13 protein-coding genes are annotated in these 16315 nt (G+C 42.9%); 8 read left to right on the plus strand and 5 right to left on the minus strand.

The window, feature by feature from the left end; translation table 11 throughout:
• Positions 1-282 precede the first annotated feature (282 nt).
• Together JMV76_RS01290 and JMV76_RS01295 are read left to right on the plus strand one after the other, a co-directional pair.
• A complete protein-coding gene (locus tag JMV76_RS01290; RefSeq protein WP_011280463.1) occupies positions 283-447 on the plus strand; it encodes a rubredoxin in 165 nt (54 codons plus the stop codon).
• 27 nt (positions 448-474) lie between these two features.
• Positions 475-1503: an alpha/beta fold hydrolase gene (locus tag JMV76_RS01295; protein WP_201501339.1), complete on the plus strand. Its 1029-nt coding sequence runs from the start codon at positions 475-477 to the stop codon at positions 1501-1503.
• 133 nt (positions 1504-1636) lie between these two features.
• Here the strand turns inward: JMV76_RS01295 and JMV76_RS01300 are convergent, their stop codons facing one another.
• Positions 1637-2557 (minus strand): WG repeat-containing protein, encoded by a 921-nt coding sequence (locus tag JMV76_RS01300; protein WP_374190037.1) that lies wholly within the window; start codon positions 2555-2557, stop codon positions 1637-1639.
• Between the two features lie 485 nt (positions 2558-3042).
• Here JMV76_RS01300 and JMV76_RS01305 point away from each other — a divergent pair, with 485 nt between their 5' ends.
• Entirely contained in the window at positions 3043-3975 is a 933-nt protein-coding gene (locus JMV76_RS01305; protein WP_201501341.1) for a DMT family transporter, read from the plus strand.
• 147 nt (positions 3976-4122) lie between these two features.
• Here JMV76_RS01305 and JMV76_RS01310 read toward each other — a convergent pair whose 3' ends face one another.
• Positions 4123-5556, minus strand: a complete 1434-nt coding sequence (locus JMV76_RS01310) for a solute carrier family 23 protein (protein WP_201501342.1) — start codon at positions 5554-5556, stop codon at positions 4123-4125.
• A 539-nt stretch (positions 5557-6095) separates the two neighbouring features.
• On the opposite strand from JMV76_RS01310, the gene JMV76_RS01315 reads away from it, so the two are divergent.
• On the plus strand, positions 6096-7529 hold the full coding sequence (locus JMV76_RS01315) for an L-serine ammonia-lyase (protein ID WP_201501343.1): 1434 nt from the start codon (positions 6096-6098) through the stop codon (positions 7527-7529).
• Between the two features lie 142 nt (positions 7530-7671).
• Here the strand turns inward: JMV76_RS01315 and JMV76_RS01320 are convergent, their stop codons facing one another.
• The 3 genes from JMV76_RS01320 to xthA form a co-directional block, all read right to left on the minus strand.
• Positions 7672-8070, minus strand: a complete 399-nt coding sequence (locus JMV76_RS01320; protein WP_193012802.1) for a DUF4377 domain-containing protein — start codon at positions 8068-8070, stop codon at positions 7672-7674.
• A gap of 415 nt (positions 8071-8485) precedes the next feature.
• Positions 8486-9709 carry a bifunctional glutamate N-acetyltransferase/amino-acid acetyltransferase ArgJ gene (gene argJ / locus JMV76_RS01325; RefSeq protein ID WP_201501344.1) on the minus strand — a complete coding sequence of 408 codons (1224 nt, stop codon included), beginning with the start codon at positions 9707-9709 and terminating at the stop codon, positions 8486-8488.
• 127 nt (positions 9710-9836) lie between these two features.
• On the minus strand, positions 9837-10661 hold the full coding sequence (gene xthA, locus JMV76_RS01330) for an exodeoxyribonuclease III (RefSeq protein ID WP_201501345.1): 825 nt from the start codon (positions 10659-10661) through the stop codon (positions 9837-9839).
• A 221-nt stretch (positions 10662-10882) separates the two neighbouring features.
• Here xthA and JMV76_RS01335 point away from each other — a divergent pair, with 221 nt between their 5' ends.
• The 4 genes from JMV76_RS01335 to JMV76_RS01350 all read left to right on the plus strand — a co-directional run bounded on the left by JMV76_RS01335 (position 10883) and on the right by JMV76_RS01350 (position 15581).
• Positions 10883-11473: an acyl-CoA thioesterase gene (locus JMV76_RS01335; protein WP_201501346.1), complete on the plus strand. Its 591-nt coding sequence runs from the start codon at positions 10883-10885 to the stop codon at positions 11471-11473.
• Between the two features lie 72 nt (positions 11474-11545).
• Positions 11546-12424: an ABC transporter ATP-binding protein gene (locus JMV76_RS01340; RefSeq protein ID WP_201501347.1), complete on the plus strand. Its 879-nt coding sequence runs from the start codon at positions 11546-11548 to the stop codon at positions 12422-12424.
• Between the two features lie 100 nt (positions 12425-12524).
• On the plus strand, positions 12525-13319 hold the full coding sequence (locus JMV76_RS01345) for an ABC transporter permease (protein WP_109592779.1): 795 nt from the start codon (positions 12525-12527) through the stop codon (positions 13317-13319).
• Positions 13320-13883: 564 nt separating this feature from the next.
• On the plus strand, positions 13884-15581 hold the full coding sequence (locus JMV76_RS01350) for an AMP-binding protein (protein WP_201501348.1): 1698 nt from the start codon (positions 13884-13886) through the stop codon (positions 15579-15581).
• The last annotated feature ends 734 nt before the right edge of the window (positions 15582-16315 follow it).

Here is a 16315-nt window from a genome sequence, read left to right on the forward strand (position 1 = left end):
ACTGTGAATTTAGCGGCGCTTATTATAACATAATTGATAGAAATATCGCAGTTGCGCACGTAAGCGTACAGGTGCTTACTGACAGACAGAAGACCTAAACCCCTTGATAAAAACCAATCAATCTCGATATACAAGTGTAAACTTAACGACGAAAATCACGGTTATATGCTAAACTATGTGCGCTTTTACAGTCTCATTTAACGGCTGTGGTTGCAAGTATGCACGTCAAAAACACCCTGTAACACGGATTATAAACACTGATAATGCTCGATAGGACTATTTATGAAACGTTATGAATGTATCGTCTGCGGCTGGATATATGATGAAGCACTCGGCTGTCCCGAAGAAGGGATTGCGCCAGGCACTAAATGGGATGACATCCCTGATGATTGGACCTGCCCAGAGTGCGGTGTGGGCAAGCTTGATTTTGAGATGCTTGAGCTGTAATAGACGACCCTCTAATTAGGACACTTCATGACAACATCGAATGACATCAAACCATCGGCAACCCTACAAGAAGACTTAGGTGGCTACCCTACTCCTGAGTGGCAAAAGTTTGGCGCGCACCAATGGCGAGACTCTGACCTTAGCAAGCATCTGTATCAATCAATGATTGATATCGGCGATGGCATTGAGCTGTGTGTTGAGGCAGGTGGCAATCCTAATGATCCACCACTGCTCATGATTATGGGACTTGGCTCACAGATGATATTTTGGCCAGATAATTTTATCAAGCGCCTTATTGATGCCGGTTTTTTTGTCATTCGTTTTGATAATCGTGATATTGGTCTGTCTTCTAAAGTGCAGATTGATGGACTACCGCGTATCAGTCAGCTAAAAATGATGATGCGCCTGCAAACGGGGTTGTCCAATAAAGGTACGCAAGTGGCTTATAATTTAACAGATATGGCAGAAGATACCGCTCGTTTGATTAAGGCGTTGCAGTTGGGGAAAACCCATCTGATTGGGGCTTCGATGGGCGGCATGATTGCGCAAATCGTAGCGGCACGTTATCCAAGTTTAGTACAGCGCATGGCGTTGATGTTTACCACGACCAACCGTGCATTTTTAAAACCACCAAAACCTAGGCAGCTATATACCCTGATCAACCGCCCTGAAAGTCATTCTGAGCGCGATATCGTGCGCCATAGCGTGTGGTTTATGAAGACAGTCGGTACGCCTGGGCATGTCAACGTACGTATGGTGCGTGAAATTGCCAAATTGCGTTATCAGCGCAACTTTCATCCGCTCGGCACGGTACAACAGCTCAATGCTATCTTGGCATCAGGCTCTATTAGCAGGTTTAGCAAGCAAGTCAAAGCGCCGACTATCGTACTGCATGGTAGCGCAGATGGACTACTGCCCGCCTCACAAGGTCGTGTGGTTGCCAAGACCATTCCGAATGCCAAGTTTCATTTAATCGAAGGCATGGCGCATGATATTCCTGAATACTATCAACCTTATATGGTCGATTTAATCAGCAATCATTTATTAGACGAATAATTTTAGTTGTCACACAATTCATAAAAAAGAGCGTAAACCCTATGAATCAATAGTAGGATTTACGCTCTTTTTTATGCTGGATATTTTACCTAGGTCATTAGATCATGTAGGTCTTTATATTTGGACGCGCCGCTTAATCACAGCCCACTCCTGTGCCCTCTTTATCGATACACATTTTATTGCCGTTTTTTAGATTGCCAATCCACGCTTTACCACCAGTAAAGGTGAAGGCGGGTTTGCCTTGATAAAGATCACCAGCTGACACACCGCTATTGGCAAAGCGAAAAGGAATCACCAACTCGCCACCAAGATTAACAAAGCCCCAGTTTTCATCGATGCGCACGCCAGCCAAGCCTTCGGCAAAGGGACGCACCTCGTCAAAAGAATAGGTAATCATGGTCACATTATTATCATCGATAAACCCCCATTTGCCATCTTGCTGACGCGGTTGTAGCATCGTAAAGCGATTGGGAAGTGTCTGGTTGGATGAGGATGCATTGCCATTAGCGCTGGCAGGTGCTCGTGGCGTCGTGGATTGCTCGTTGTTACTACCATTTGGGTCACTGGTCGTTTTGCCGTTTTCATCAATCCAACTGATCGCTTGATTTTTACGTACACGGGCGACACCATTTTGGTAATCATCAATGTCACTAATCGCGGATGAAAACGGCACGATGGTTTTGTTACTAGTAGTAATGACCCCATATTTACCATCCTGCTTTACCACGATACGCCCGTTAGAGACGGGACGCGCCCAACCCTGTCCTTCTTTAAGCACATCATACATCGCAGGTACTACTTCACGACCTTGCATATTAAGATAACCGACATGACCATTGCGCAATACAGGCAGTAAACCTGCCGATATCTTACTGGCATCGACTTTTTGATAACGTGATAAATCAACGACGCTTTTGCCCTTACTATTAATCAGAGCAACTGGCGCGCCGAAATCTTTTGTCGCCAAAAAATAGCCGCTATTTGCCGTACAAGCCACGTTTTTATAATAACTTTTTGGAATTTTGCAACTGGCCGCTTGTACGCTTGGCGCCATAAATAGCGTACTAGCAAAGATGGCTATAGCAAAACCAGATGTCGATAGTCGTTGTTGTAGGGATAATGAACGTCGCAACATAGATGAACCTAGGCTAATGGTATTGAAGTACTTGAGGTAAAGACTAATAAGAAACTATCCTGTTTTATTATGCCACTACAGAGATTATAAACCACTAGATTAACAAATAGTGATAACCACGCCAACATCGTTCCTGTAAGGATGTCTCCACCATATATTCGTATTGTTATAGAGATTTTCTTGTATGAGTGAAGCTTAAGGTCATCATTGATTTTATACCTAGCATATACAGAGATAAAACCTAATATCTTGATAATAAATCAAACAATAAGCATAAATGATGGTTTGACCATTTCATTTTAGCGTCAAAACCTAGACAATACGGCTTGTATTAGCGTCAGTATTCATTGGCGTCATCGTTGATACAGTAAGATAAAATAATAATATGGATATAAGGACATTATATGGCGATTGCTTCTTCACGCTCTGCCTCTACTGGGTTGGTCATTGGTTGTATTATCTTTGGTCTAGGTAGTTTGATTGTCGCTCACGTTGATATTGGCGGTTGGGCAATGGCATTTTGGCGCTTGGCTATTTCAGGTGTCGTATTCGCTGTATTGGCCAAAATCATGGGACAGCGTCTACCCCGCTCAAGGCGCGCTATTTTTTATGGTTTATTATCAGGTGTCTTTTTAGGCTTAGATCTGGCGCTCTGGCACGAGAGTATTTATGCAGTCGGCCCTGGCATCTCAACTTTACTGAATAGCCTACAGATTTTCTTTTTAGCCGCCATTGGGTTCTTATATTTTAATGAACTCCAATCTATATTGCAGCTCATCAGTTTGTTTTTAGCCATGTTTGGTGTGGCCATGATAGGCAGTCCTGAGTTTGCGCATAACAGCGCCGCCACTTGGGGGTTCATCTCTGGTATCGTTTCAGGGGCAATGCTAGCGGCATCGATGACCTTTATCCGTAAGACCCATGATACTGAACCCACACCCATATTTATGCTGATGCAGCTGATTAGTATCGGTGGTGTATTGGCGATGATTGTTCCCATGTTTGTGTTTGATATGGGTCATATTTTGCCAAACACTTGGTCTGAGATTGGCTGGGTGCTCATCTACGGTACAGTGATGCAGTGCTTGGCATGGGGTTTAATTGCTTACTCCATTCCTAAGCTGTCTTTGGCGTTAACTGGGTTATTATTATTATCAGAACCCATTGCCGCACTGGTCATTGATTATAGCTGGCTGGACAAACCGATTAATAGCTTACAGTGGAGCGGTGCTCTGTTGACCATGTTTGCAATCTATTTGGGCTCACTGAAACCTAAGCCGCGCGCCCTACGACGTTATCGGTTTTTCTCAAAATTTTACAAGCGAGACTACAAGTAGCTTTTATTCTGCATTTTTATCGTGCACTTGCTGCCACTCCATAAAAAGCGCCCATGCTACCGATAGCATGGGCGCTTTTTATGGAGTGATATACGCTGTTATCGTCGTTATCTGATAGGTATAAAATTCAAGCATCATAAAAGCTGATTACTTAGCCAATGATTGATGAGCAGCCTTCGCTTCAGATCCTTGGTTAAATAACGCATTTAAGACAATCGCTGCCAAAGTCGCCGTACCGATACCGCCCAAATCAAAGCCGCCTAAATGCAAACTAAAGTTACCGGTACCCATAATAACGGTCACGGCCGCGATAATTAGATTGCTGTTTTTGCTAAAGTCGATACGACTGTCTATCCAAATTTTGACGCCTGCAATAGCAATCAAACCGAACACCACAATGGACGCACCGCCCAATAAAGCGGCTGGTATCGTCTGAATGATGGCACCAAATTTCGGTGATAGCCCTAACAAAATAGCTACCACGCCTGCCACGACAAATATTGTTGTGCTATACACCTTAGTCACCGCCATCACACCGATGTTTTCAGCATAAGTCGTCACACCAGTACCGCCAAATCCTGCTGAAAAGGTGGTTGCCAAACCATCAGCAAAAAATGCTCGACCCATATAAGGCGTGACACGAGCTTTGGTCATACCTTCGACAGCCTTAAAATGCCCTAAGTTTTCAGCCACCAAAATAAAGGCCACAGGCGCAATCAGAATAATAGCACTCATCTCAAAGCGAGGCGTATGGATACTAGGTAAGCCAAACCACGAAGCAGCTGCCACACCACTAAAGTCAATCGCCGTACCAAAACCCATGACGTTGGTCATGATAAAATAGGCAAAATAGGATAATATTAAACCAACCAGTAATAGCAGACGACGCAGCATACCACGTGTAAAGACAGCCACACCACTGATGAGTAATACGGTCAAGGTAGCCATCCAAGCATCAAACTGATTGGCAGACACCCCTTGAATGGTCACTGGCGCTAAGTTGAGACCAATAATCATCACAATAGCACCAGTAACGATAGGCGGCATCAAACGCTCAATCCAGCCAGTACCCGTTTTCATCACCAGCAGCCCAATTAACGCATAAATGATACCGCAAGCCATGATGCCGCCCAAAGCGACATTCAAATTACCATTGAACCCTGCGCCTGCATAAGCTGTCACAGCGATAACGGGACCAATGAAAGCAAAACTTGAGCCCAAATAGCTCGGCATGCGCCCACCAGTGATCATAAAGAACATCACCGTACAGATACCTGACATCAAAATGGCTAAGTTGGGATCAAAGCCCATTAACAGCGGCGCAAGCACGGTCGCACCAAACATCGCAAAAGTATGCTGTACACCTAATAGCACGCTTTTTGACGGTGGCAAATATTCATTGATACCGACTGGATCACGATCTAAATCGCCTTGATACGGACGCCATGTCGGAAACCAGCGTCCATTTTCAAAGTCTGGATTGTACGGAGGACTGATCGCCGCAGCCTCTAATCCAGGTTCAGCAGATGGTGCTTGAGCGCTGTTTTCTAAAGGCGAGGAAGGGTCTTTTTGAGAGGGCATACACGCTTGTCCTATGTAAACTGGGCTAAAATAATAGACAACAGTAAATGAAAAATAAAAATTGCTTTAAATCAGGGCATCAATCGGCAAGAATATGTGGCTAGAAATTATAATAACGAGTAAAATCCGCATCTTTTCATTTATAATATGTCGCCCTGACTCATTCATTTATGTTGCAATATGGCAAACCAAAAGTATTATTTGGTATGATGACCATGTTTTGGTAGATGTATGTGGTCGGATATGTTTAACTAAAAAACGGTTATGGTCGCTTATGACTCAGTGTACTCTGCAGCGACAATCAACTTACAGGATGTTACATAGCCATTAGCTCCGAGCATGATAGCGGAGTTTCAAAACAAATAAAAGTTATTATTCAATCACCATTTTTCCTCTTTTGCGTTAATACTTCCATGGGCGGTGCTTCCTCTATACCTTTGTCGGTGCTATAAGCGAGAGCTGCCTGTTATATTCTCAATGAAAGTGCCTAAAGCAGCTATACAACATGTTAGTGCACTTAAAAAACTTGGTAAGTTATTATGATTAGTGTTTTTGATTTATTTAAAATCGGTATTGGCCCATCAAGCTCACACACGGTAGGACCCATGGTCGCCGCCAATCTTTTTTTGGGCTCATTAACCAAGCAAACAGAGCTGAAGGCTATTACAGGTGTTGAGATTGAGCTTTATGGCTCTTTGGCAGCCACAGGCAAAGGACATGCAACCGATACTGCTATATTGTTAGGGCTGCTTGGGCATGCTCCTAGTACGATCGATACCCGTTTGACCAGTCAATATTTGTCACCGATTTTTTCAGACAAACAGCTCAATATAGCAGGCACGCATGTTATTGCCTTTGAGACAGAGCGCGATATTCACTGGTATGACGAAACCGTTTTGCCCTACCACCCTAACGCCTTGACTATCCGTGCATTATTGAACGACGGCAGCCATTACCAACAAACTTATTATTCGGTAGGTGGCGGCTTTGTTATCAATGAAGCAGATGCCACCAATCCGGATGAAGATAACGCCACACCGACCATCAACGCTATTCCGTATCCCTTTAATAGTGCCGCAGAATTGCTAGAGCAATGTCGTCAACACCACTTAAGCGTTAGTGAATTGGTACTGGCGAATGAATGTCATTACCGCAATCAATCAGAAGTCTTTGCTTATTTAGACTCTATTTGGGAATCAATGCAAGACTGCGTGACGCGAGGCTGTCAAAACAGTGGCATATTGCCTGGGGGCTTGGATGTAAAACGCCGTGCACAAGCATTACATCTACAACTGTGCGCCGAGAAAAACCAGCCTATTACCAAAAATGATAAACTCGCCGCCATGGATTGGATTGACTTATATGCCTTAGCAGTTAATGAAGAAAATGCCAATGGTGGAAATGTCGTCACTGCACCCACCAACGGTGCAGCAGGTATTATTCCTGCGGTGATGCATTATTATCGCGACTTTTTGGCAGGCTATAGCCAAGATGGCGCACGCAAATTCTTGTTAAATGCGACTGCTATTGGCAGTTTAATCAAACAAAATGCCTCCATCTCTGGCGCTGAAGTTGGTTGCCAAGGTGAAGTTGGTTCTGCTTGCGCTATGGCCGCTTCTGCATTGGCAGAAATCTTAGGCGGCGATCCTGCCAAGTGCCTCAATGCCGCCGAAATTGGTATCGAACATAACTTAGGTCTGACATGCGACCCTGTTGGCGGCCTAGTGCAAGTGCCTTGTATTGAGCGTAATGCCATGGGTGCTGTCAAAGCCGTCAATGCCGCGCGACTTGCTTGCCGTGGTAACGGACAACACTTCGTCTCTTTAGATAAAGTGATTGAAACCATGAAAGTAACTGGTGCTGATATGCTAGATAAATACAAAGAAACCTCACGAGGCGGTCTTGCTGTTTATGCAGACAATCGTATCCCTACTGCCACTCATGGCGTCAGTGTAAAATACAGTCAGTGCTAATATAACCATTGTTTAATATAGCCTGTTCTGACATCACGCTCCCAAGTATTTGCTAACATAAAAAAAGACCTCTAATAAAGAATTAGAGGTCTTTTTTGTTTTGGCTAAATATAATTAATAACTGGATATGCTCAATGATTCATTATTCAGCTACTTTTGAAACCACTTCGTTCAGAATCCAAACTGGCTTAGCCATGTTACTAACTTTATCCACCACTACTTCTTGGCGAACATCTAGAACATAACGATAGTTTGGCTCATAAGTGAAGCCTTGAATATTACCATTTAAAGGTGTGTAGTTTTTCTGATAAGTCTGGCGATACTGTAGACATTCTGATTCAACCTTAGTGCCATCGGCTGTCGAAAGCTCACAGACGGCTTTAAGTGGTGCTACTTCTATTTTAAAACTTGGGATGTTAACCACTTTAACATTCATAGGTTTCCCATCGACAACCATCGTACGTTCGTTATCCATACCCATGGTAGAACAACCTGAAAGGGCAAATGCTGTCATTACTGCTGCAAGTACTAATTTTTTCATTGTCAAATCCTCAGTTGATTGTTATGAATACATTATTAATGGTTTAAAATTATTGTTTTGGACATTTTATGATGGTAAATATGCTTAAAAAAATTTCAGTGATTGTTGTGACATTACTGTCAATATTGAGTTAAGCAAAACTATTCACTTTATTTAACTTTACCCGATAAATCTATTAAGTCTCAATAATGTCGTCTATTCTTCGTTTACTGAGGTCAGTATAGGGCGCAACTCGTCTTCTGCTCTATAACTGCTTTGTAAAGTAACGTCAGCTTTTGCAACTGATGTTAATAGAACGTATTAGATAACAAGGTGAATTGATACCACCTTAATGTGTGCACTAAAAAAGCCAGAGCAATACATGCTCTGGCTTAAGTATAAATCGACCAAAAAAAATGATTGGTTTTAAGCGCCTCTAACTACGATAATCCGCATTAATCTTGACGTAGTCATAGGATAAATCACAAGTATAAACCGTATCACTGGCATCCCCACGGGCAAAATCGATATGAATGGTAATCTCAGCGCGACTCATGACGGTCTTACCTGCCGCTTCCGTATAACTGGGTGCGACACCACCATTCTGGCAAATCATAACTTCATCTAGATAGACATCTACTTGCTCAGTATCCAAATCTTCGATACCGGCATAACCCACTGCTGCTAAGATACGACCCCAATTAGCATCGCTAGCGAAGAACGCTGTTTTGACCAATGGTGAATGCGCAACCGCATATGCCACATCGCAGCACTCTTGCGTCGTCTTGCCACCAGTTACTTTGACGGTCATAAACTTGGTAGCACCTTCGCCATCACGCACAATTAATTGCGCCAGACGAACAAACACCTCGGTCAAAGCCGCAAATATAGCCTGATAATGCGGATGCTCTTGGTTGTCAATGATACCTGAGCTGGCAGCACCCGTGGCTATCAACACACAGCAATCATTGGTTGAAGTGTCGCCATCAACAGTGATGCGGTTAAAAGATTGTTCGTTGATGGCACTTAGCATCTCCTGTAATAGGTCAGCAGCGATATTAGCATCGGTCGCCACATAGCCCAGCATGGTGGCCATATTAGGGCGTATCATGCCTGAGCCTTTTGACATACCCGTAATATGATAGCTGACACCCGCCACGTCGATTTTTTGGCTAGCGAGTTTCGGAATCGTATCTGTGGTGCGAATACCGTTCGCCGCGGCAAGCCAATTATCAGCAGCCAAATTGGCAAGTGCATTATCTAAGCCCGCGATGACCGCATCACTATTTAATGGCTCACCAATGACACCCGTCGAGAATGGTAATATTGCATTACTATCCACGCCAGCCTTGCTCGCCAGAGCTGCACAGATATCAACGGCGCGACGTTTGCCATCAGCGCCCGTCCCAGCATTAGCATTACCCGTATTGGTGACTAAATAACGCGGACTGGTCTTGGCAAAATGCTCACGCAATACCCGTACAGGCGCAGCACAAAAGGTGTTTTTGGTGGTCACAACCGCAGTAGTCGCAGTATCAACGATCTCAATTACTACTAAATCATCTCGGTCTTTATAGCGTACGCCTGCGGCAGTGGCGCTTAGCTTGATTCCTTCGATAGGATAAATAATATCAGGTACTGCAACATTTCCGACTGCCATGGTTTAACCCTTATTGTGAAATTTTTATCATTATTTATCACGGATGATGCGATAAACACTGAGGTGCGTTGAGCCTTCAACCATGATGCTACGGCTGGTGAAGTATCAAACGCGACCTATATAAATATTACCGTTTTTTTAAATCAAATGCCGACCAAATTGGCGCATGATCAGACGGTTTTTCCATCGCCCGTAGCTCATAGCTAATCCCAGCATCAACACAGGCCTCAACAAGATCCGAGCTGCACAAAATATGATCGATACGCAAGCCACGTTTCGGCTCATCATTGAACCCACGACTGCGATAATCAAACCAGCTATATAGCTCTGTGCTCTCTGGATAATGTAAGCGATAGGTATCTGTCAGCTCGCGTGACATCAGCGCCGCATACCACTCGCGTTCTTCTGGTAAAAACGAGGTCTTCCTATTTTTCAACCAGCGCTTAGCATTGACGTCGCCAATGCCAATATCAGTATCTTCTGGGGCAATATTCATATCACCCATGATTATGAGCGAGCGACCTTCTGCTTTTAGGGTATCGATATACGCCATTAAATCTGCATAATAAGCCCGCTTCATCGGGAATTTGGTCGGATGGTCTTGGCTCTCTCCTTGTGGAAAATAACCATTGAGCACATCAATTTCACGACCGTCAAATTCATAGCGGGCATGGATAAAACGCTTCTGTGCCTCGTCATCTTCACCAGGGAAACCTTTTTGCACAAATATAGGTGCAACCTTGGATAGTAGCGCCACACCATAATGGGCTTTTTGACCAAAGTACTCTACGTGATAGCCCAGACTCTCTATATTCTCTAGGGGGAATTGCTCATCATGTACTTTTGTTTCCTGTAGACCCATCACATCAGGATCGATCACTTCTCGCACAGCCTCAAGCTGATGTTGACGTGCGCGAATACCATTGATATTAAAACTGACAAAACGGGTCATAAATTATCCTATACTAATTGATGAAAATACGGTGCTAATATAAAGAAATGGGCTATGAAAGTGCACAATCCGCTATCATAACAGACGTCGACCGACCTAACTGTTGCGCGCCCTGATATCTTAAGCTAGAGTAGTTGTGGTTAATATGGCTGCTATCAAATTTTGGCCATCGAATCATGAACATCGAACAATATTTATTAAAACAATGACCGAGCATCTTTATGATAAAAAATAACAGCAAAAATACAAACACAGTGGCAAGTGTAGACGGCGAATATACGCCATTGTTTACCAAAAATTATAACGTCTATATTAACCATACTGATGCCGGCGGTATAGTCTACCATGCCAATCATTTGGTGTTTTTTGAAAACTGCCGCCGTGATTGGTTTGGGGAACTGAATTTGAATGGGTATTTTTTGCAGACTGACGATGGAGAAATTCAGCATTTTGTCGTCAGTCAAGCAGACTTGCAATACAAAAGAGCTATTTTGTTAGATGAAGTCATCAGTGTGCGCATCGATAAAGTCGAGTTAAAACCTGCCAGCATTATCTTTTACCAGAGCATTTATCGTCACAGCCCAGACAGCCTTTCTTCTGATTATGCTAATAGCAATGCTAATGCTAGCAGCTTATTAAGTAGTGGCAAAATCGTCATTGCTTGTGTGCAAAACCAAGTCAAAACCAAACCGCTATCCAATAGTAAGGCAGATACTGCGGTTGCTAGTGCCACGCCCATGCGCCCTATTCGTGTTCCAAAGCATTTACGCGATGCCATTGAGCAAGCGATCCACGAGCAGCTGAATGCTTAGTGGCTGGATAATTAGTAGTTAGATACTTAATGATTGGATATTTAGTGGCTGAATAATTGGCGATAATGACTTATGCATCTTCATAATAATAAACCGATACTGATATTCGAGAATATTCAGGTACATAGTAAACGTACAGCCAGCATACCTGCCTATAATGATAACAAGGTTGGCGATAAAAGTATTAATAACAAAAATATGGAAGCCATAGAAGCCACAACATCTGCGCTATCTACCATTTATCAAAGATGGATCAGCAAACTAAGACCAAACACTGTCTCTCAGCCAATCATACCTGCTCATCAACGATTATTAATCGATGGCGCCACAGGCAGGCTGTTAGCAGGTCAAGTAACCGTGTTGACAGGCGGTTCTGGTAGTGGTAAATCGGTATTATTACGGGTATTGGCTGGACTATTGCCAATGAGCGGCGGCAATGTGCGTTTGCGCCGTGATGACCAATCAACCAGTAGTGCTTATTGTAGTATCCATGATACTGCACCGATACAGTGGCGCACGCACGTTGCCCTACTCGCCCAGCACCCACAATTATTAGAAGGCAGTGTACTTGAGAACTTGCAAATGCCTTATCAGCTACAAGCGCATCAGCACCTTGACTTTGATATCGACTGGCATATCGCACAGCTTGAGCAATTGCAACGCAGCGCTGACTTTTTGCAGCAAGAAGTCTATCATCTATCGGGCGGCGAGCGGCAACTGGTCAACACGTTACGCCTCTTACAATTGAACCCACGGGTGTTGTTACTAGATGAGCCTACTGCGGCCCTAGACAGTGACACATCAGCCCAGCTCGTCAATCTACTCATGAATTGGTTACAGGCAGATAAGCAGCGTACATTACTGTGGGTAACTCACGATACACAAGACATCATGCCGTTAGCCGATCAGCATTGGCAGATGCAAGCAGGGGCATTAACTGAGATATTCTAATGTTGAGCTAAGCCTGTCATGTCACTCTTTAAGATGACTTTTCTTAACAAATTCGCATTAACGTCTATCTTATATTCGTCAGTTTATATAATGAGCCACTATGAGCGGTACAGATGATATACAAGTATTTTTAACTTACGGTGATATTGCCCTTGCCAGCAGCTTAATTATCATCGTTCTTATTATCTCTTGGCGGCTACGCTTACAGCTGACCAAAACGCTGTTAATCGCGGCTATCCGCACGGTGCTCCAGCTTAGTTTTATCGGTTTAATATTGGCATGGATTTTCGCTCGTGAACAGTGGTATGAAGTCCTGTTAATTTTGACCATCATGACCTTGATTGCAGGCGCTGCTGCCAAAAATCGCGTCAAACGTAGCTATAGAGGTTTGTTAACTGACACTTTGTTAGCAGTAAGCGCTTCGGCTATATTAGTCACTGCCATAGCCATCATGGTTATTTTAAAAGTACAGCCTTGGTACACACCGCAATTCGTTATTCCTATATTGGGGCTAATATTGGGCAATTCGCTCACCGCTATCTCATTGACCAGCAACCAGTTGATTGAATCCTTTCATGAGCAGCAAGGACGTATAGAGATGATGCTCAGCCTATCTGCTCGCCCATTTGAAGCAGTGCATGAACCAATACGCGCCGCCATTGTCAATGGCATGACTCCAACGCTGAACTCTATGCTAGTCGTCGGTATTGTTAGCTTGCCCGGAATGATGACGGGTCAAATATTGGCTGGCGCTGACCCCACTCAAGCGATTCGCTATCAGATAGTCACTATGTTTTTGATATGTGTGAGCAGTACGCTCGGCTGTACAATCAGCGCTTTACTCATTTATCGACGCTTTTTTAATCAAAACAAGCAACTGATATTACCTGAATAATTGAGCATAACTGCATTCAGTTGGAGTGCTGACAAATCTATAGTTGATATATTGATGTTGGCTATGATAACTTTTTTGCTTCACTCATCCTTCTATACTCATTCATTTCTATACTTATTAAGTGTCGAATAGCGTATCTTAAATGACAAACAGCGCATCTATCTAGTCACGTGAAATTCCATAAAAATCATATTTTTCAGCTTTATTTATGCACTGCTCAGTATTTCATACTAGTATAGTATTTGATGATATTCATGCTACTGTATTGCTTAAATGTATCATTATTTTTTGATACCTTAGTGTTAGATAACAGGTAGAGCTTATTTCAGAGCAAAAATGCTTTTATGATTAAGCGATCTGTTCGTTCAATTGACGTCATTATCCTTTAATAATGATTAAGTCGTTTTGTACGATAGCAATAAAACCTAGCAGCCAGTCAATAGATAAGGATATTACCACTCTCAGCGGCAAACGGTTTACGTCAGCGCTGATGTGTTTTATTGACACGGATATGGCTGCTTTACTACAGAATTTACCCTATTTCAAACTTCAAGGACGCTGACTATGACGCCGAATAAACCTTGGCTTGCCCATTATCCTAATGGTGTACCAAAGACCATCAACCCCGATAGATATAGCAGCATCATGGAGCTGTACGAAGAATGCTTTGAGCGCTTTCGTCTGCACCCTATGAGTATCTGTATGGGCGTGACGCATACCTACGATGATGTTGATAAAGCTTCGATTGCCGTTGCCGCATGGTTGCAGGCGCAAGGTCTACCTCAAGGCAGTGTGGTTGCACTCATGATGCCAAACGTTCCGCAATACCTGCCAACGATGATTGGTATTTTGCGGGCAGGCTACGTTTGTACCCCTGTTAACCCACTGTATACTGGTCGTGAGCTGCGCCATCAGTTGAACGACTCGGGTGCTCAGGTTATTTTTGTGGTCGATAACTTTGCCCAAGCGCTTGAACAAGTCATTGATGAAACCCATATTAAGCGGATTGTCCTCTCAAAAATGGGCGACATGATGGGGTTAAAAGGTATCTTGGTGAATACCATCATCCGTCAGGTCAAACGCTTAGTACCTAAGTACAAACTGAATGACCCTAAGCACGAAGTGACCAAGTTCCCTGATGTATTGAAGAAAGGTAAAAACCTTCCGTTCCACAAGCCAAAAATGCAATTGGATCAAAAAGCATTTTTACAATACACGGGTGGAACAACAGGGCTGTCTAAAGGGGCTATTTTATCTCAGCGTAACATCGTCGCCGCTGCGATGCAGTCAGAAGCATGGACCAAGCCGATTACCTCAGAGATTAATGAGGTTTATATCAATATGGTCATGGCGTTACCGCTATATCATATTTTCGCCTTTATGTTGAGTCTACTCGGCATGCGCTCAGGCTATACCTTTATCTTGATACCCAATCCGCGTGATATACCAGGATTTATCAAAACCTTATCAAAACAGCCTTTCCATATATTGCCAGCGGTTAATACCTTATTTAAAGGCTTACTTGATCATCCAAACTTTAAAGATTTGGACTTTAGCTCATTACGTATCTCGCAAGCGGGTGGTATGGCAGCGACTGAACAGACAGCTGCACGTTGGCTTGAGACCACTGGTTGCGCCATGATTGAAGGTTGGGGCATGACAGAGGGTGTTGCCGTGGGTACAGCCAATATCATCACAGATCGTAAATTTAACGGTACGATTGGTGTGCCTGTCTCTAGTGTCGATGTCATTGTCATCGATGATGAAGGCAATCGCGTTGGTGTAAACCAAGCTGGTGAGATGTGTGTAAAAGGTCCTAACGTCACGGTAGGCTATCTTAACAGAGACAGTCGTGATGACTTTACGACAGATGGCTACTTCCGCACTGGCGATATCGTCAGCATGGATGAAAAAGGATATTTTAGATTACTAGATCGTAAAAAAGACATGATTTTGGTGTCAGGCTTTAACGTCTTCCCAAATGAGGTTGAGTCGGTCATGCTAGATTGTGATGGTATTATTGATTGCGCAGTGATTGGCATTCCTGACGAGCGTCAAGGCGAAGCAGTCAAAATCTATATCGTCCCTGCCGACAACAATGTAACCAAAGAAATTATCACAGATTTTGCGTTAGACAATATGACTGGTTACAAATGCCCACGTCATATCGAATTTGTAAGTGAGTTGCCAAAGAGTAATGTTGGTAAAGTACTGCGTCAAAAACTGCGTGAAAAGCATATGTCGGAAAACCCGCAATCGTAAATAAAGCACCAGTCGTCAAAAAGCGCTTTGCATCATATGCAGAGCGCTTTTTTATGCAAAAACTTAAGTCATGGTGGACATTGAATCAGAGTGCTGGTAGATATTGTCTTTTGGTAAAGCAAAATTAAAAGCAATGAACTGCTAATGAATACTGTTCGCGAATATTCAATATACCTCATAATCCTCATACAGAAATTTTTCATGTTGTAACCATATTGTTAAAATTATCACACAATAAATGTCCTATAGAAAAAGATGCTAATATAATCGCTGGTGATATTTAAAGGAAAAAAACCGTTCATCACCGCCTACAAACCGCTTATCCTTTAGATTGTGACAACATATATTTTTTACTTTATCAAACTTAATTGTAAACTATTAAGTTCTTGTATAAGAATAACAATATCAATTGTAGTTATGTTAATGTGTTGTAAAAATAAGTGATGCTGTTTTTTATTAGAGTAAGTTGATAACATGCTCTATTCACGTGAGTTCAGGAGCATTATTTGCAGGTGGCGATTTTTGTAGTTTCAAAAATATTAACCAGCTGTTTACTCTATTTAGACGCTCACTTTTTATAGCTAGATGAATCTGTAGTTAAATAATTTATATAGAGGCCAACGTATTTTAGCAGTCTGTGAATTGATAGGATAGCACGCGACAATCCATTGCTTTCAAAGCGATGATTTATATTGTTGACAGGGATGTGACTACTTTTTTATAGAACCTTAACA

Source organism: Psychrobacter cibarius, from assembly GCF_904845955.1.
Taxonomy (GTDB): Bacteria; Pseudomonadota; Gammaproteobacteria; order Pseudomonadales; family Moraxellaceae; genus Psychrobacter; species Psychrobacter cibarius_B.